This window comes from bacterium (genome assembly GCA_013360215.1).
GTDB lineage: Bacteria > CLD3 > CLD3 > SB21 > SB21 > JABWCP01.
This window is the reverse complement of record JABWCP010000005.1, coordinates 12,059-28,820: the sequence shown is the minus strand read 5'-3', so window position 1 is coordinate 28,820 and position 16,762 is coordinate 12,059. Positions and strand designations below refer to the sequence as shown.

Annotated in this window: 17 protein-coding genes; 11 read left to right on the top strand and 6 right to left on the bottom strand. The window is 43.5% G+C overall.

Features of this window, described 5'->3' with window-relative positions:
- Nucleotides 1–41: 41 nt before the first annotated feature.
- From pepE to HUU58_04665, 5 genes are all read left to right on the top strand, one after another.
- Entirely contained in the window at nucleotides 42–743 is a 702-nt protein-coding gene (gene pepE / locus HUU58_04685) for a dipeptidase PepE (protein NUN44959.1), read from the top strand.
- 381 nt (nucleotides 744–1,124) lie between these two features.
- Nucleotides 1,125–3,164, top strand: a complete 2,040-nt coding sequence (locus HUU58_04680) for a S9 family peptidase (protein NUN44958.1) — start codon at nucleotides 1,125–1,127, stop codon at nucleotides 3,162–3,164.
- Between the two features lie 610 nt (nucleotides 3,165–3,774).
- Nucleotides 3,775–4,401, top strand: a complete 627-nt coding sequence (nrfH, locus tag HUU58_04675) for a cytochrome c nitrite reductase small subunit (protein NUN44957.1) — start codon at nucleotides 3,775–3,777, stop codon at nucleotides 4,399–4,401.
- Between the two features lie 15 nt (nucleotides 4,402–4,416).
- On the top strand, nucleotides 4,417–5,901 hold the full coding sequence (gene nrfA / locus HUU58_04670; protein NUN44956.1) for an ammonia-forming cytochrome c nitrite reductase: 1,485 nt from the start codon (nucleotides 4,417–4,419) through the stop codon (nucleotides 5,899–5,901).
- 85 nt (nucleotides 5,902–5,986) lie between these two features.
- Nucleotides 5,987–6,850 (top strand): universal stress protein, encoded by an 864-nt coding sequence (locus tag HUU58_04665; GenBank protein ID NUN44955.1) that lies wholly within the window; start codon nucleotides 5,987–5,989, stop codon nucleotides 6,848–6,850.
- A gap of 195 nt (nucleotides 6,851–7,045) precedes the next feature.
- On the opposite strand, the gene HUU58_04660 is transcribed toward HUU58_04665, so the two are convergent.
- Complete coding sequence (locus HUU58_04660) at nucleotides 7,046–7,549, bottom strand: GNAT family N-acetyltransferase (protein NUN44954.1); 504 nt, start codon at nucleotides 7,547–7,549, stop codon at nucleotides 7,046–7,048.
- A gap of 5 nt (nucleotides 7,550–7,554) precedes the next feature.
- Complete coding sequence (locus HUU58_04655) at nucleotides 7,555–7,914, bottom strand: helix-turn-helix transcriptional regulator (protein ID NUN44953.1); 360 nt, start codon at nucleotides 7,912–7,914, stop codon at nucleotides 7,555–7,557.
- Nucleotides 7,915–8,048: 134 nt separating this feature from the next.
- On the opposite strand from HUU58_04655, the gene HUU58_04650 reads away from it, so the two are divergent.
- The 6 genes from HUU58_04650 to HUU58_04625 all read left to right on the top strand — a co-directional run bounded on the left by HUU58_04650 (nucleotide 8,049) and on the right by HUU58_04625 (nucleotide 12,526).
- Nucleotides 8,049–8,903 (top strand): SDR family oxidoreductase, encoded by an 855-nt coding sequence (locus HUU58_04650; protein ID NUN44952.1) that lies wholly within the window; start codon nucleotides 8,049–8,051, stop codon nucleotides 8,901–8,903.
- Nucleotides 8,904–8,924: 21 nt separating this feature from the next.
- Nucleotides 8,925–9,221: a hypothetical protein gene (locus HUU58_04645; GenBank protein NUN44951.1), complete on the top strand. Its 297-nt coding sequence runs from the start codon at nucleotides 8,925–8,927 to the stop codon at nucleotides 9,219–9,221.
- Nucleotides 9,222–9,236: 15 nt separating this feature from the next.
- Nucleotides 9,237–9,461 (top strand): DUF2798 domain-containing protein, encoded by a 225-nt coding sequence (locus HUU58_04640; GenBank protein NUN44950.1) that lies wholly within the window; start codon nucleotides 9,237–9,239, stop codon nucleotides 9,459–9,461.
- A gap of 34 nt (nucleotides 9,462–9,495) precedes the next feature.
- A complete protein-coding gene (locus HUU58_04635; GenBank protein NUN44949.1) occupies nucleotides 9,496–11,289 on the top strand; it encodes an ABC transporter ATP-binding protein in 1,794 nt (597 codons plus the stop codon).
- 97 nt (nucleotides 11,290–11,386) lie between these two features.
- On the top strand, nucleotides 11,387–12,031 hold the full coding sequence (locus HUU58_04630) for an NAD(P)-binding domain-containing protein (GenBank protein NUN44948.1): 645 nt from the start codon (nucleotides 11,387–11,389) through the stop codon (nucleotides 12,029–12,031).
- A gap of 72 nt (nucleotides 12,032–12,103) precedes the next feature.
- Entirely contained in the window at nucleotides 12,104–12,526 is a 423-nt protein-coding gene (locus tag HUU58_04625) for an SRPBCC domain-containing protein (GenBank protein ID NUN44947.1), read from the top strand.
- Between the two features lie 77 nt (nucleotides 12,527–12,603).
- On the opposite strand, the gene queA is transcribed toward HUU58_04625, so the two are convergent.
- From queA to HUU58_04605, 4 genes are all read right to left on the bottom strand, one after another.
- Nucleotides 12,604–13,632 (bottom strand): tRNA preQ1(34) S-adenosylmethionine ribosyltransferase-isomerase QueA, encoded by a 1,029-nt coding sequence (gene queA / locus HUU58_04620; GenBank protein NUN44946.1) that lies wholly within the window; start codon nucleotides 13,630–13,632, stop codon nucleotides 12,604–12,606.
- Between the two features lie 381 nt (nucleotides 13,633–14,013).
- Nucleotides 14,014–15,114: an MBL fold metallo-hydrolase gene (locus HUU58_04615; GenBank protein ID NUN44945.1), complete on the bottom strand. Its 1,101-nt coding sequence runs from the start codon at nucleotides 15,112–15,114 to the stop codon at nucleotides 14,014–14,016.
- A 137-nt stretch (nucleotides 15,115–15,251) separates the two neighbouring features.
- The gene (locus HUU58_04610; GenBank protein NUN44944.1) at nucleotides 15,252–16,214 is read right to left on the bottom strand and encodes a CPBP family intramembrane metalloprotease; all 963 of its coding nucleotides are present in this window, start codon (nucleotides 16,212–16,214) and stop codon (nucleotides 15,252–15,254) included.
- 11 nt (nucleotides 16,215–16,225) lie between these two features.
- The gene (locus HUU58_04605; GenBank protein NUN44943.1) at nucleotides 16,226–16,684 is read right to left on the bottom strand and encodes a cupin domain-containing protein; all 459 of its coding nucleotides are present in this window, start codon (nucleotides 16,682–16,684) and stop codon (nucleotides 16,226–16,228) included.
- Nucleotides 16,685–16,762: the final 78 nt, after the last annotated feature.

The window sequence follows — 16,762 nt, the reverse complement described above, 5'->3', positions numbered from 1 at the left end:
TTTGCTTAATTTCGGCAGACCATAACTATAGGGAGTTATTTATGCGGTTATTATTATGCAGTAATTCGACCAACTTTGGTGAAAATTATCTAGATCACTGGGCTGCGGAGATCGTTGATTTTTTAGGCGCGATAAAACAAATTGTATTTGTACCATACGCATTAGATGATCTGAATGCATACACAAAAAAAACAAGGGATCGGTATGCGGCGATGGGAATACGTGTGACCGGGATTCACGAAAACGATCCGCGTAAAATGGTAACCGAAGCCGAAGCGATACACATCGGCGGAGGGAATACATTTCGGCTTTTAAAAAAAATATATGACGAGGATTTGATTGATCTTATTCGCCATCGCGTAAGCGACGGCATGTTGTATCTCGGTGCAAGTGCCGGTACCAATGTGGCTACTATTTCCATCAAGACGACCAACGATATGCCGATCGTTTATCCGCCGAGTTTTGAAGCACTCAATCTGGTGCCATTTAATATTAATCCGCATTACATAGACCCTGATCCTTCGACCCAACATATGGGTGAAACCCGTGACCAGCGTATATCGGAATTTCATGAAGTCAATAATGCTCCAGTGCTTGGTCTCAGGGAGGGTGCACTCATTCGGCGTGAGGGTGACACCTTAACTCTCAAAGGAAAAAACGGAGCAAAATTGTTTACCAAAGGTAATACGCCTCAACTCTATAACACGGGCGCCGACCTCAGCTTTTTATTGCGAGGTTTTTGATAAAATCTTAAGATTTTACTCAAAGATGTTTTTGGCATAAGTATTGTTTATATAATATGTGTAAGCAATGAGAATGTTCTTCGAAATTTGTAAATTATAAACTTAAGAATAAAATAGAGTTAAAATAATTCAGTTTTTTGAATTTTAACTTCAGTTTTTTGAAATTTTTCTCCTTTTTTGGGTTTAGGGTTCGTTATTCTGATTTTAGGGTTTCGGGATAACGTGCAAGCGCCACAGTTAGATGGGTTCTGTGGCGCTTTTTTTTTGCTTATTCTCAAGTCATAATCATCTCGTTTGTAAAGCTGCTACTTGCATCTTGCCTAAACTAAAATTATTTTTTAAGTACTACTTAGTATATCATTTATTACATGAGGATAGATTATGCTACGTCAAATTTTATTAGTGATAACATTGTTTTCTGCGGTTTTAATCGCGCAGGATAAAAAAATTCTGACATACGAAGCTTTTGCAGATTTGCGGCGTGTGGACGAACCGGCTGTTTCACCGGACGGTAATTGGGTCTTGTACAACGTGCGTAAATACTCGCTGGAATCCAATACGTATACTTCCAATATTTTTCTGACATCGGTAGATGGTAAAACTTCGCGCCAGTTGACTTTTTCACCGACCAAAGATATTACGCCGATCTGGTCACCCGATGGTAAAACTATAGCATTTTTATCCAATCGGCTTGGTGGTTTTCAAATATGGACTATGGCATTGGACGGTGGCGAACCAAAACGTGTGACGAATCTTTCCACGCAGGTTTCAGGTAACGGATTGGTATGGTCGCCTAACGGCCAATACATTCTCTTTACGTCGGATGTGTTTCCGGATTGTGAAACGGATGATTGTAATCGCGCTCATAACGATGCGGCCGAAAACAGCAAAGTCAAAGCGCAGCTCATTGACAAATTGCCATTCCGCGTTTGGGATTCGTTTAAAGACGGTAAACGTAGTCAACTTCTTCTTTTGGAGGTGGCGACAGGCAAAATATCCGATATGATCGCAGGAGACTATGATGTGCCTCCGATTGATCTGGGCGGTGCTCATGATTTTGGTTTCTCGCCGGACGGTAAGACGATCATTTTTACGATGAATACGGATCCTAAAATAGCCTGGTCCACCAATAACGATGTATGGACGATGCCGGTAATCGGCGGTGAGCCTAAAAAAATTTCCACTAGTCCCGGCGTAGATAATAATGGTGTTTATTCGCCAGACGGTAAGTATATCGCCTACTGTTCGATGGAACGTGCAGGATATGAAGCGGATCAAACGGATCTCAAACTGTATGAAGTAGCCACCGGAAAAACGAAAAATCTGACGGAAAAATTTGATCGTTCGGTCGGAACGTTGGTGTGGTCGCGCGATGGCAAATCTATTTATTTTGATGCGGAGGATCAGGGTTACCATCCGGTTTTTCAAATATCCGTTAGTGGTGGTGAACCTAAAAAAATCACCACAAAAACATTTGACCTCTTGTCGGATGTAGCGCAAGGAGCGGTTATTGTTCGCCGGAGTAGTATGCGTATGCCGAGTGAAATTTTTGCCGTAAGCGAGGACGGAAAAAAAAGTACGCCGCTCAGTAATGTAAATACAGCGAAGTTAGCCGCATTGGAAATGGCCGCGCCTGAAGAATTTTGGTTTATCGGAGCGAACAATACACCCGTACACGGTTTTTTGGTGAAACCGCCGAAGTTTGACCCGGCTCAAAAATATCCGGTAGTGTATTTGGTGCATGGCGGACCGCAAAACGCCTGGAACGACACATGGAGTTGGCGATGGAATCCGATGCTTTTTGCTGCACCCGGTTATGTCGTTGTGATGGTCAATCCTCGCGGATCAACAGGCTATGGGCAGCAGTTTACCGATGAAATACGAATGGACTGGGGTGGCAAACCGTACGAAGATCTGATGAAAGGTATGGATTATATCTGTTCGACCTATAGTTTCATTGATAAAGATCGTATCGGTGCGGCGGGCGGAAGTTACGGCGGATATATGATGAATTGGATGAACGGGCACACGGATCGTTTTAAATGTTTTGTAAGCCATGCAAGTATTATGAATAAATTTAATATGTATGGCGGCACCGAAGAAATGTGGTTTGATGAATGGGAAATGGGCGGCCCTTATTGGGAAGGCGCTAATCGGGAGACGTTTGAAAAATGGTCACCGTATAACTATGTGCAAAATTTTAAAACACCGACGCTCGTCGTGCATGGTGAACTGGATTATCGTGTACCGGTTATCGAAGGTGTAAATCTTTTTCAAGTATTGCAGCGCAAAGGCATTCCTTCCAAGTTTTTGTATTACCCCGACGAAGGACATTGGATACTCAAACCGCAGAACGGGCGTTTATGGTACCAGACTGTACACACATGGTTTGATCAGTGGTTACGCCAACCGGCACCGTGAGAGAACGCAAGCGATACGTGACTTTCTGAGGCGACAATACCGGTCAACGAATGAATACATCCGAGTTAGTCGAATGGGCGGCATGTATGAGGAGGTATTGATTCGACACGACCGCAATGATTTTTTCAAAACAATCACTTCACACGTAGGCGTTGTGAATAAGATTTAAGATTGATACTTTTTTCTTTTATCCTGATGACTCAGCGAGCTTTCTAGTATACAAGAAGAACGCTTTGCATATTCCCTCTCCCGCGCTACAACGTTCTAGCGCGTCATTATCTGGCAGGTTGACGCAATGTATCGTCGCCAATAGTGCATTTCAAAGTTCGAAAAATCAAAAAAAGCCCAATATTGATTCTATTTTTTGATGTTATTCGTTTTTTAAGCATATACAAATCATCTGACAGTATGGGGGTTTGTAAGTGATAATTGTCAGTTATAAAAAAAACATCGTTTTTTTTTGATATTCGTTCATTTCGTAGCTGACCCGTAAATCAATATTTTAATGACTTTTGTCATGGTGTGCTCTGTGTGATTTCAGTAAGATTTACTGTTAAATTTGAGATAGTGTTGTCTTTTTTATATAAAAAGCTTTTGGAATCAGAGCATTATGAGAAAACTGCGAGAACTTATTGTGCTGGTTATACCGCCTGATCAGTGGCGGTTCCCTGTTTTAATTCTCATGGGTATTCTTTTTGGCTTGGGATTGGTGATTCTCAAAATTTCCAATGCTGTTTCATATCTATCGGATGATCCGGCTACGTGCGTCAATTGCCATGTTATGGCGCCGCAATTTGCAACCTGGCAACACGGAAGCCATGCACGCGTTGCGGTATGCAACGACTGTCATGTTCCGCACGATAATATAATTCGAAAGTATTTTTTTAAAGCGCAAGACGGGCTTCGTCACGCCACAATGTTTACGTTACGCATGGAACCGCAGGTAATTCAGATCAAAGAAGCCGGAGCGGCGGTTGTGCAGGAAAACTGCCAACGTTGTCACAACAGTCTTACTGAACGTGTTTCAGCGGGGCGTACTTCGTATGCTGAATCTCGGCACGGTGAAGGCCTTCTTTGCTGGCAATGCCACCGTGAAACGCCACACGGTCGCGTCAATAGCCTGGCCTCCACGCCCTATGCACGCGTCCCTCGTTTGGCCAAGGTTATGCCGGATTGGATGGAATCGTTTTTAAAAAATCCGCAAAAAACAAATTTAGATACTACGCTTCACCCTTAAATCGAGGTTTACAGTATGAAAAACATTATCCAAACGGTTCAGGAAAAGCCGTGGATCGGTTGGTTGCTTTTTTTTGCAACCGTGGGCATTGTGTTTCTCGTTGGCATGTTTGCCAATACCGTGATGGAGCGTCGCGGTGAAGAGAAAACATTGTTTCAAATGGTCAAACCAATCGCTGATTGGGAACCGCGCAATGAAGTGTGGGGTGAAAATTTTCCGCGCGAATATGAAACGTATATGAGTACGCAAGATACATCGTTTCGCAGCAAACATGGCGGGAGCGCAACCCGCGATGTACTTGCTGAATATCCGAATGTAGTTATTCTTTTTGCCGGTTATGCATTTTCTAAAGATTTTAAACAAGCCCGCGGTCATTATTATGCGGTCGAAGATATTCGGAAAACCTTGCGCACCGGCGCTCCGCAGCCCGGTACGTGCTGGACATGCAAAAGCACGGATGTACCGCGCGTAATGAATGAACGCGGCGCTCCCAATTTTTATAAAGAAAAATGGGATAATCTTGGCCATGAAATAGTTAATCCCATCGGTTGTCAGGATTGCCATGATCCAAAGACGATGAATCTTCGCATTACGCGCCCTGCATTAGCCGAAGCTTTTAAACGACGCGGTATGGATGTGGAAAAATCAAATCATCAAGATATGCGTTCATTGGTTTGCGCACAGTGCCATGTCGAGTATTATTTTAAAGGAAAAGAGGACAAGTATCTGACTTTCCCTTGGGACAAGGGATTTACGGCGGAACAGATGGAGTCTTATTATGACTCGGTACAACATGTAGATTGGGTACATGCCGTAAGTAAAGCGCCGATGCTCAAAGCGCAGCATCCGGATTACGAAATTTTCAAAACAGGTATTCACGCAGAACGCGGTGTATCCTGTGCGGATTGTCATATGCCGTACCGTAGCCAGGGCGGCGTTAAGTTTACCGACCATAAAATCCAAAGTCCGCTTAACAATATCGCCGGTTCGTGTCAGGTGTGCCATCGCGAGAGCGAAGAGACGCTTCGAAAAAATGTGAATGATCGTCAGGACAAAGTGATCGAAGTGCGTTCACGCCTGGAAGACGTTTTAGCCAAAGCACATATCGAAGCCAAAACAGCATGGGAAAAAGGTGCAACTGAGAATGAAATGAAGCCGGCGTTACAATTGATACGCCAGGCACAGTGGCGCTGGGACTATGTTGCCGCGAGTCACGGTGGTTCGTTTCATGCACCGCTTGAGGCGGCGCGCGTTTTAGGCGCAGGCATCCAAAAGGCACAGGAAGCCCGGATTTTATTATCGCAGGTTTTGATGGCCAAAGGCGTAGCGTGGCCGATCACGATGCCTGATATCACAACGAAAGAAAAGGCGCAGGCGTTTATCGGTCTGGACATGACAAAACTTAAAGCGGCAAAAGATGAGTTTATAAAAAATGTTTTGCCGGAATGGGATAAAAAAGCAACCGAACGACAAGCCAAAATGGGCACAAAAATTGAGTGATCATTATCATCGTTTAGCATGATACGCGTCGTTTTGTGTTTTTACGAGTTATCCTATTTTTAGGTAGGATGGCAGGAGTTATGATATGAAAATAGATAAAATATTATTTCCGACCGATTTTTCGGATTGCGCCGATGCGGCGTTGGAATATGCTGTACTGACCGCAAAAAAATATAAAGCTTCGCTGGAGTTTTTGTATGTGGATGAAGCGACGTATTTGCTTAACCCCATGGGGCCTTACGGGGATAACGACCTGCACCAGTTATCGGATAATGTAACGAGTTATGCCGACAAAAAATTAGACGATACGATTCAGCGCTTGCACCACGGGGTCGTGGGACATAAACACGTGGTGATCGGCAGGCCGTATTATCAGATTGTCGAAACGGCGCGCAATATCAAGGCGGATATGATCATCATGGGTACGCATGGGGAAAGTGGCATCAATGCGATCATCGGCTCCAATGCTGAACGCATAGTGCGCCAGGCGCCTTGTCCCGTGATGACCATTCGCCAAAAACGTGATGCCAACCATATTTGCAGAATGCTCATTCCTGTTGATTTTTCAGATATGTGCCGTCAAACGATGAAACAAATTATTGCCTATGCACGGGATTTTGCATGCGAATTGACGCTCGTTTATGTTTCTGTTTCGCATAAAAACGAAACGGAAAAAAGCATTCAGGATGATTTTGAGCGTTTTCTTTCAAGGATTGACATTACGGGTGTGATTTACCGTACGATGATGGTCAAAGCGCATACCGAAGGGGCCGGCATCATCGAATGTGCCGTCAAAAATGAAATTGATGTTATTGCGATGGGTACACACGGACGCACAGGATTGAAGCGCGTATTGATGGGCAGCGTTACCTCCGAAGTGGTCAATAATTCGCCGGTACCTGTGGTTACTTTTCGTTCAGTAAAACAAAATAACGTTCAGCACAACTAGGCTATCGCGTCTCCTTCTGACTGAAAAATAAACCCGCTTTTCAAGTACGCCATACCAAGTTGCTATATACAATAGCGCTAGATTACATCCGCTTTTGATCTATCACTGTAGTTATATTTAGTGTAAAAGATTTCAGAATACTTTCTACTTGTTCACGAAAGATTCACGCTTATCAAATGACAGATTAGCCGTTGATCAGAATTCGTTTTTTAACTCTTCCAGGTTTCTGCCGGTAACACGAAATACAGTCCACTCGTCCATCGGTGTAGCGCCGATAGATTCATAAAATTGTATGGCCCGTTTATTCCAATCTAATACCCACCACTCCAGTCGTCCACAGTCTCGTTCGATAGCCAGTTTTGCCAAGTAAGCCAGCATAATACGGCCTATTCCTTGGCTACGAACGGCGGGTCTTACGTATAAATCTTCCAAATAAATTCCGGGTTTACCCAAAAAAGTCGAAAAATTGTGAAAAAATAGAGCGAAGCATACAGGGTTTCCATCCAATTCGCCGATGATGACTTCAGCTTTTGGGTTATTATCGAAAAGATTTTTTTGTAAAAGAGCTTCCGTTGCGACGACTTCATGACGAAGTTTTTCGTATTCTGCCAGTTCGGTGATAAAATTTAAGATCAGAGGTACATCCTCAATGCTAGCCTTGCGGATGATGAAATTATGTAGTCGTGTGGGTTGTTTCATTGTGTTTATGCGGCTTCTTCGACGGATCTATTTTCTTTCAATTTACGGTCCAGATACCGCCGGTGTTCAGATCCCCAACTGCACATTGCTTTCAGTATAGGTTTTAAGCTTTGACCAAATTCGGTCAACGAATATTCGACTCTCGGAGGTACCTCGGGAAATACCTCGCGATGAACGATGCCATCTTGTTCTAATTCACGCAATTGCTGGGTGAGCATCTTCTGTGTTATACCCGGTATTTGGCGTTTCAACGCGCTAAACCGAAGTGTATCTTCGCGCAGGAGGTTGAGTATGACCGGTTTCCAGCGTCCTCCGATCACATTGAGTGTTGCATTGACCGGACAAAATGGTAATTGCTTTTTCATGTGTTACTCCATTAGTATCCTTTTAGATACTATAATACTTTATAGTGCTTACTTGACGAATGGTAACTTTAAGATTAAATTAACACTATCATTGTTAATTGGCAACCTATAAATCCATTTATTAGGAGAAACTTATGTCGAATTCGATATTCATCACCGGTGCGACCGGTACAACAGCCTCGCAATTACTCAAACACCTCGCCACACTCGGAGTCAAAGTGAAAGCGGGAGTCCGTGATATAAAAAAAGCTGAAACCTTAGCAAGCGAATATGTAGTGCCGGTACACATAGACTATACTTTGCCGTCTTCGATCGAAAATGCACTCCGTGGCGTGAAGCAATTATTTATGCTTACTCCGTTTACCGATGAATCCGTCACGATGGGGAAACGTATCGTGGATGCAGCAAAAAAAGCCGGAGTACAGTACATCGTCAAATTATCGGCCGCCGGAGCGGATGCCGAGCCGGGTATTACTTTGGTGCGCTGGCATCGCGAAGTTGAAAAATATATTGAAGCCAGCGGCATTCCTTATACACATCTGCGTCCCAATTCGTTTATGCAAAATTTTATCAATTTCTTTCCACCTCAAAATGATGTAATATACCTGCCGTTGGGTGAAGGCAAAGTAAGTTGGGTGGACGTCCGTGATATTGCGGCCGTAGCAGCGCATGTATTAACTCACAGCGGACACGCCGGCAAAGCTTATACGATCACCGGTCCCGAAGCATTGAGTGTCAACGAAGTTTCAAAGATACTTTCCAAAGCAACGGGCAAAAGCATTTCCTACACGGACGTGCCCGAAGAAGCGGCGCGTAAAGCGATGATAGAAATGCAAATGCCGAACTGGGCCATTGACGGGTTATTAGAGCTTCATGCGATCAACAAAGCGGGGTACGCCGCTGAAATTTCAAATGTGACGCGCGATATGACCGGGAAAGATCCGATAGGTTTTGAGCAATTTGCCAAAGATAATGCGGCGCGGTTTTAAAAATAATGCAGGAGGTGTACAGTGAATCAATATATGGTGGATGTATCTTTACCAGAATTTCCCGATGAAGCGTTTTTCTCCAAAATTCCGGAACAGCGCACATTGATCAATCGGTTATTGGAAGAACGGGTTGTACAAAGTTATGCTTTGTCTGCCGATCGTACCAAACTCTGGATTGTCATCCGGGCTCAAAGTGATTCGGAAGCGTTTGACATATTAGCTACGTTTCCACTGTATGATTATTTTCGCTTCGATATTTATGAATTAGCTTTTCACAATAAAGCTACAGTGCGTTCGACCTTATTTTCGATCAATTAAAAGCGGATTCTAAGTATGAAGTTTAACAAAAAGCATTCCCAAGTGTTATTCGTCCTCTTTATGGCGCTGACGTTGAGTTGCATTATGTCACTGGTTATGACACTTCGCACATTTGGTGTAGAAATGTGGCATGTCAATTTATGGCTTCAGGCCTGGGGTTTTTCGTTTTTAGTGGCTTTTCCCGTCGCGTACATAGCTGTTCCGCGCATACGTCGTCTGGTCGAAATGATTACAGAATAATTTTGCTAAGTCAGTTAATTGAAAGTATGAGATTATGAAGTTATTGATCGGGTATCTGAAAAATTATTGGAAGTTGGTTGCTTTGGCGTTGTTTTTGGCAGCGGTCAATCAGATTTTTTCGTTGCTTGATCCGTGGATTTTTCGTCACGTGATCGACGAATATGCGACGCGTTACAAAGATTATTCGTTTGAGGAGTTTGTCAAAGGCGTATCCGTATTACTCGGCGCGGCGATCGGCGTCGCTTTTGTGTCGCGTGTTGCCAAAAATTTTCAGGACTATTATATCAATACGATCACACAAAAATTAGGTGCGCAAATATACTCCGACGGTCTGCGGCATTCACTGGAGCTTCCTTATAGCACGTTTGAAGATCAGCGCAGCGGAGAAACACTGGGTAAACTTCAAAAAGTCAGAACCGATGTCGAACGCCTGATCTCAGCCTTTATCAATATTTTATTTACGACATTGGTTGGAATTATTTTCGTGACGGCATACGCGATCAGCGTGCATTGGGTTATCGCTCCGATTTACTTTTCTACCATACCGATTATCGGCTGGGTGAGTTCGGTACTTAGCAAAAAGATCAAAGTAGTCCAAAAAGCCATTGTCTCAGAAACCACGGCACTGGCGGGTTCGACGACGGAATCCCTGCGCAATATCGAATTGGTCAAAAGTTTGGGATTGGCACAGCAAGAAATCGAACGTCTCAACGGTACAACCAAAAAGATACTGAAGCTGGAACTCAAAAAAGTGAAGTACATACGGAGCTTGAGTTTTGTACAAGGGACCCTGGTTAATTTTCTTAGAAATTCGATTTTATTTATCATGTTATATCTGATCTTCGCACAGGAGATCACATTTGGCGAATTTTTTTCGTTGTTCATTTATTCCTTTTTCATATTTGGCCCGTTACAGGAGTTAGGCAACGTTATCAATATTTATCGCGAAGCCGAGGTGTCACTCAAAAATTTTGAAGATATTCTCAACACGCCGCGCGAAGCCAAACCGGCCAATCCCGTACCGATCGCCGATATAGAAAAATTAGAATTTGAAAATGTAGTATTCAAACATCAGTCTGCGCAGCGCCATGCTTTGGACGGAATTTCATTTTCGGTGCATCGCGGCGAGACGATTGCATTTGTCGGCCCGTCGGGTGCCGGTAAAACAACGTTGGTCAAACTTCTTGTCGGTTTATACAAACCGCAGTCCGGTATCGTACGATATAACGGCCATGGCGGCGACACGATTGATTTGGATGTGCTGCGTGAGCAGATCGGCTTTGTTACGCAAGATACACAGCTTTTTGCGGGTACGATACGGGAGAATCTATTGTTTGTCAATCCGAAGGCAACGGATCAGGAATGTCTCGATGTTTTGAATAAAGCCGCATGCGGCAGTTTGCTGGCGCGTGCCGATAAGGGCCTCGATACGGTTATCGGCGAAGGCGGCGTTAAGGTTTCTGGTGGTGAAAAACAACGCTTGTCCATAGTCCGCGCGCTATTACGTCGTCCGCGTTTGTTGGTTTTTGATGAAGCGACATCAAGTCTTGATTCGCTGACAGAAGAAGAAATCACGCATACGATCCGTGATATCTCACATCGTCAGGAACATATGACGATATGTATTGCGCACCGCCTTTCGACTATCATGCATGCCGACCGGATATTCGTATTAGAAAAAGGCCGCATAGGGGAAGCCGGAAAACATGACGAATTGCTTGCACAAAAAGGACTGTATTACGCCATGTGGCGTCAACAAATCGGAGAAAATAAATCCGATATGACGGTTAAAAATATGATGGAAGCAAACTCGGCACGAAAAAATTAATTAAACAAATTAGTTTCGCGATATTGGATACAATTCAAATCGCGGAATATGATGAAAAACGATTTTAAAAAGTTTATTAACTAATGGAGAAATTAATATGAAAATAGGTGTACTCGGCTCCGGTCAGGTGGCTCAGGTATTAGCCAGTGGTTTTATCAAACATGGTCATGAAGTGATGATGGGAACGCGTGACGTAAATAAATTATCCGACTGGAAATCCAAAAACGGTGATAAAGCTCAGGTGGGAAGTATGGCATCGGCTGCATCATTTGGTGAGTTGATCGTGCTTGCCGTAAAAGGTCATGCGGCTGCAGATGCAGTCAAAAGCGCCGGCATCAACAACCTAAAAAACAAAACAGTGATTGATGTAAATAACCCGATCAAAGAAGTTCCTCCGGTCAACGGCGTATTGCAATTTTTTACCGGACCCAATGAATCATTGATGGAGCAATTACAGGTTCTTGCGCCGGAGGCCAATTTTGTCAAAGCTTTTAGTTGTGTTGGCAATGCCCTGATGGTCAATCCCAAAATGGCGGAAGGTACGCCCACCATGTTCATTTGTGGTAATAACGATGCAGCCAAAGCGCAAGTCACGTCTATATTAACTCAGTTTGGTTGGGATTGGGCGGATATGGGCAAAGTCGAAGCCGCCCGCGCGATAGAACCGCTCTGTATATTATGGTGTATTCCGGGTTTTACATCCAATTCATGGATGCATGCCTTTAAACTCTTGAAGAAGTAAAAGCGCAGTTACTTTTTATCAAACTGACATGTTCTAAATGAGATAACCAACGTTTTTTGAAAGATCAAATTCATGCAAAACCCATATACGCAAGTCACTATAGAGGCTACGATACAAGCCTCTATAGAAAAAGTTTGGTCAGTGTGGACATCACCTGAACATATCGTTAAGTGGAATGCGGCCTCGGACGACTGGCATACAACAAAAGCAGAAAATGATTTACGTGTCGGCGGGCGTTTTTTATCGCGTATGGAAGCCAAAGACGGCAGTTTCGGCTTTGATTTCACAGGCACGTACGATGAAGTGGTACAGCATGAATTGATCGCTTATACGATGGAAGACGGAAGGAAAGTACGCGTACATTTTTCTCAATCAGGAAAAAGCACGAAAATCGTTAGCGTTTTTGATGCGGAACAGGAGAACCCCGTTGATATGCAAAGAAATGGATGGCAAGCGATTCTCGATAACTTTGCAAAGTACGTTGTCGCCGTTTGATGTTTTAGTATATATTTGCTTAAATAAAAAAACCCGCTCAAAAAGCGGGTTTTTTATCTTCATGAACATGTAGTTTTTTATTCGATCAGCATCGCATCGCCAAAGCTGTAGAAACGATAATTGTCTTTCATCGCTTTTTTGTATGCCTTGAAGATGTTGTCTTTCCCGCCAAATGCTGCGGCCAGCATCAAAAGTGTGGATTCCGGTGTATGAAAATTGGTAACCATTTTATCAACGATTTTAAATTCATACGGCGGATACATAAACTTATCAGTCCAACCACGATGTGGTTTTACGCGGTTAAGCGAGGTAACGGCGGATTCAATGCTGCGTACGACGGTCGAACCCACGGCGATCACTTTGCCGCCTTTATCTTTGGTTTGATTGATCGCACGCGCTGTAATTTCCGGTATTTCAAAGTATTCCGAATCCATTTTATGACGAGATAAATCTTCCACCTGCACTTTACGGAAAGTACCTAGACCGACGTGCAACACGAGCGGTACGATAGTAACACCCTTACGTTTCAGGCGTCCGAGCAGTTCTTTGGTAAAATGCAGGCCTGCCGTGGGTGCTGCAACTGAGCCGCGTACACGTGCAAATACGGTTTGATAATCTTCTTTATCGCTTTCTTCGGCAGAACGTTTGATATACGGCGGCAGGGGGCACTGGCCTACTTTGTCTATAAATTTATGGAAATCGGCTTGAGGGTAAATGAAGCGAACAACACGACCTCCGGAAACCGTATTATCAATAACATCGCAATAGACGCCGTCAACTACCAAACGATTGCCGATACGCACTTTGCGTGCGGGTTTGACAAGCACTTCCCACAGATTGTTCTCTAGTTCGCGCAGCAAAAACACTTCGACTTTAGCGTTGGTTTTTTCTTTGCGGGCCATCAAACGGGCAGGAAATACACGAGTTTCGTTGAGAACGAGGCAATCGTTTTTTGTGATGTGTTCCGTAATATCGCGGAATATTTTATCTTCGATATCACCCGTTTTACGATCCAAAACCATAAGTTTGGCTTTGTCCCGCGGTTCGACCGGGTACTGCGCGATGTATTTTTCCGGTAACTTAAACTTAAAATCTGCAAGTTTCATGAAAGCCTCAAACACAATGAATAGTTTGTTGCAACGCGCTAAATTATTGAAAATATTAAAAATCAAACTCCTAGCGCAACCCGCGAATATAACAAAAAAATATCGGTAAGTCAATTGAAAAAGTGTTGATTTTACAATAGTTTGCGTAAATTACGTGATTTCGCTTCCTATTAAATCAGTATAACTAAACGGTGAGGCCCTTAAAATGGCAGCTAATTATGAATATGAGTGGCGAATGGAGAGGGAAGAATTTTATAACAATAGAGGTTATGCTAAAGATTGACAGACAACCATGAACATGAAATGTCCAGAGTTTAATATCTTAACCGCATAACCTCTACGGAGTATGAATAAGCCGGTTTATAAAACGAGTGCCAAAAATTATTTTCTCACAAGCTCATTGAAAGCGCAGTTAAAAACGCCTTGAACAGAGAAGCTGTCAAAAAAATCGCCGTCTTCTTTATTGTCACCGACAAATCTCTTTTTCCATGCCGTAAAATCAACCCGTTTGTGAACAGACTCACGGACTTGCTCTATAAGCCGAGGGTTGTTTCCGACTTTTTCGATTTCAGTGCGTACCGCCGCGACGACTTCGGCGATAAAGTCTCGTAATAAGAAAAGATAGGATTTACCGGTGAGGATATTCCCGTGACCCGGTATAAATGTATCCGCATCAAGCTGCGCAATTTTGTTGAGCGTTTCGACTTGTTCGCCGGGGAACCCGCTGCCCAGATACGGTACAGGGTGATCCATCAAATCGCCGATGACGATGATTTTTTCTTTGGGTAAATAAAGGATTATATCGCCGGCTGAATTTCCACGTCCCAGATGTTTTATTTGCACTTCACGATTACCGAGATCTATTGTCAACTCATGATCAAACGAAAGATTGGGCGCGCGATCTTTGATCTTACTAAATTCTTCTTGTACCGGTGTCAATCCGTCAAGATACTTTTTGTAGTCGCGTATATCACTTTCGGATAATTTGCTACCATTGGCGTCTTTTCCGGATTCGATGGCACTTTTAAAAATCGCTGAACGATTGGGAAAACGGGCAAACCAACCCGGGTTATAACCCTGAATAATTTTTTTTGTTTCGTGATGCGCGATGATGGAAATACCCGGAAAAGCCTCGGCGTATGTCCCGTTGCCCATCGTGTGATCGTAGTGCCAGTGGGTGTTAACGAGATAACGTACCGGTTTGGAAGTCCATTTTTGAATTTGTTCGATATCTTGTTTGGCTGAAGAAGGCAAGTAGCAGGCATCCACTACCAATACTTCGCGATCACCGATGATAACCGTAGTATTACCTTGCGGAAACCCGTCCGGGGCGTCCGGATGGCGTATCATATAGATATTGGGAGCAACATGGGTTATCGTACGAACGGTCGTACTGGAAGAATCTTTGTGTATATCTCCGTCATGTGCAAAAAGAAAAGACGAAAAAGATAAAACTCCCAAAAAAAAGATAATTCGATTCATATCCACCTCTCTTTAAGTTAGCTTATGGGTACATTTTGTTTTTAACGGTAAAACAAAAAATTCCCTATCAATCTAACGTAAATACGGTGGTTAGTCGCCCCATCTGCGGTTTTTGGGGATAGTTTTCTTGAAAATATTTATGAAACTTCGCTATCCGGGTTAGTATTACTGGCGGATTTGCTGATATCGGGTTTGAATGGTTGAGCGGCTTTGGCCTCTTGTATGACCTGCTTCATCGCATCGGATGGGGTGAAATATTTCCATATCAATAAACAAGCGCCGATGCATACGATCGAGCACATGATGCCGCCTTCAGGACCAAATGATCCACCGGTGATTTCGTCCGGTCCGATCTCCTGAGCGATGATCATTGGTTGAATGACCGTCGTCCCGCTCACCGGTAACCCCCAAATATATCCCTGCGTAAAATTCCACGCGATGTGAATGCCGATCGGCATCCAAAGTGCACGTGTTTTGATATACGCGAGCGATAATAAGACTCCGGCCAACACGATATTAATAATGCCAAATACAGAGACATTCGGATTTCCGAGATGAGCGGCACCAAAAAGCAGAGAATAAAGCAGCGTGGCGCTGATGAACCCAAGTCCCTCACCGGTAGCTTGAAAGATATAACCCCTGAATAAAATTTCTTCGTTAAAACCTACGACGATGAAAAGTAAAAGATTGAATGCCAGACCGCTAAAAAAATACGAAGGCGGTTCCGCTGCGAACTGAAGCGTCACGTAACCCATCGCGTACGGTATTAGAACCGCAATCGTCAACATTACAAAACCGATCAGAAGTCCCCACGCCAACTCTATAAATCCGGCACGATCCGTTTTTAATCCAAGATAGTCGGTAGAGCGGTTATCGAGTTTTTTCAAGAGGAAAAATGATAAACCTAAAGGGATAATAGTGGTTAAAAATTTTACGATAATTTCATTGTATTCTTTGGGGAACTCAAGAAACTTAGTAAATAATAATCCCAGATAAACGGATGGCATGCTGATCAGGATAAAAGCGACAATGAAAATAAGTACGCGCCATCCTGCACGCATCTGATAATTTTTGTTGATAAAAACTTCCTGCGTGGTCATACGTGTACCTTTCAAAAGGATAGGTGAGGAAATTGCTTTTTTAAAGCGGCTTCATTGGATAATTCAAAATCTGAAAAATCGAACCCCGGAGAGACCGTACATCCTACCAAAACCCAAAAATCATGCGCTTGTACCGATTGCCAATAACCACCGGGAATCAACAGTTGCGGTCGCGCACCCGTCTCTAAATCATCGCCAAGTTTATGTTTTTCAAAAACACCGTCGGGGCTAATGAGGAGGACATCCAATATTGTGCCGGCGTAGTGATGATACATTTCATCATATGTGACACGATGCCACTCTGTTTTTTGATGTGCTTGTACTAAAAAATAAATCGCCGTACATACCGATCGTTGCGGATCCACATTTGCCTGATTTTTTGAACGGTAAGTTTCGCGATAAGCGCCGCCTTCGGGGTGCGGCTGCAAGTCTAATATGCGGAGGACATCTTCGGATGAGAGTTTTGTCATAGAAAGGAAATAAACCGTGAATCCGGTTTTAAATTAATTTAGGAATCAAAAAACAATCCGCTTGTTACGTGACATGCT

Excerpts from the sequence above, each read along its gene's own strand:
- pepE (NUN44959.1), top strand. The coding sequence starts at position 42 with ATGCGGTTATTATTATGCAGTAATTCGACCAACTTTGGTGAAAATTAT.
- HUU58_04680 (NUN44958.1), top strand. The coding sequence starts at position 1,125 with ATGCTACGTCAAATTTTATTAGTGATAACATTGTTTTCTGCGGTTTTA.
- nrfH (NUN44957.1), top strand. The coding sequence starts at position 3,775 with ATGAGAAAACTGCGAGAACTTATTGTGCTGGTTATACCGCCTGATCAG.
- nrfA (NUN44956.1), top strand. The coding sequence starts at position 4,417 with ATGAAAAACATTATCCAAACGGTTCAGGAAAAGCCGTGGATCGGTTGG.
- HUU58_04665 (NUN44955.1), top strand. The coding sequence starts at position 5,987 with ATGAAAATAGATAAAATATTATTTCCGACCGATTTTTCGGATTGCGCC.
- HUU58_04660 (NUN44954.1), bottom strand. The coding sequence starts at position 7,549 with ATGAAACAACCCACACGACTACATAATTTCATCATCCGCAAGGCTAGC.
- HUU58_04655 (NUN44953.1), bottom strand. The coding sequence starts at position 7,914 with ATGAAAAAGCAATTACCATTTTGTCCGGTCAATGCAACACTCAATGTG.
- HUU58_04650 (NUN44952.1), top strand. The coding sequence starts at position 8,049 with ATGTCGAATTCGATATTCATCACCGGTGCGACCGGTACAACAGCCTCG.
- HUU58_04640 (NUN44950.1), top strand. The coding sequence starts at position 9,237 with ATGAAGTTTAACAAAAAGCATTCCCAAGTGTTATTCGTCCTCTTTATG.
- HUU58_04635 (NUN44949.1), top strand. The coding sequence starts at position 9,496 with ATGAAGTTATTGATCGGGTATCTGAAAAATTATTGGAAGTTGGTTGCT.
- HUU58_04630 (NUN44948.1), top strand. The coding sequence starts at position 11,387 with ATGAAAATAGGTGTACTCGGCTCCGGTCAGGTGGCTCAGGTATTAGCC.
- HUU58_04625 (NUN44947.1), top strand. The coding sequence starts at position 12,104 with ATGCAAAACCCATATACGCAAGTCACTATAGAGGCTACGATACAAGCC.
- queA (NUN44946.1), bottom strand. The coding sequence starts at position 13,632 with ATGAAACTTGCAGATTTTAAGTTTAAGTTACCGGAAAAATACATCGCG.
- HUU58_04615 (NUN44945.1), bottom strand. The coding sequence starts at position 15,114 with ATGAATCGAATTATCTTTTTTTTGGGAGTTTTATCTTTTTCGTCTTTT.
- HUU58_04610 (NUN44944.1), bottom strand. The coding sequence starts at position 16,214 with ATGACCACGCAGGAAGTTTTTATCAACAAAAATTATCAGATGCGTGCA.
- HUU58_04605 (NUN44943.1), bottom strand. The coding sequence starts at position 16,684 with ATGACAAAACTCTCATCCGAAGATGTCCTCCGCATATTAGACTTGCAG.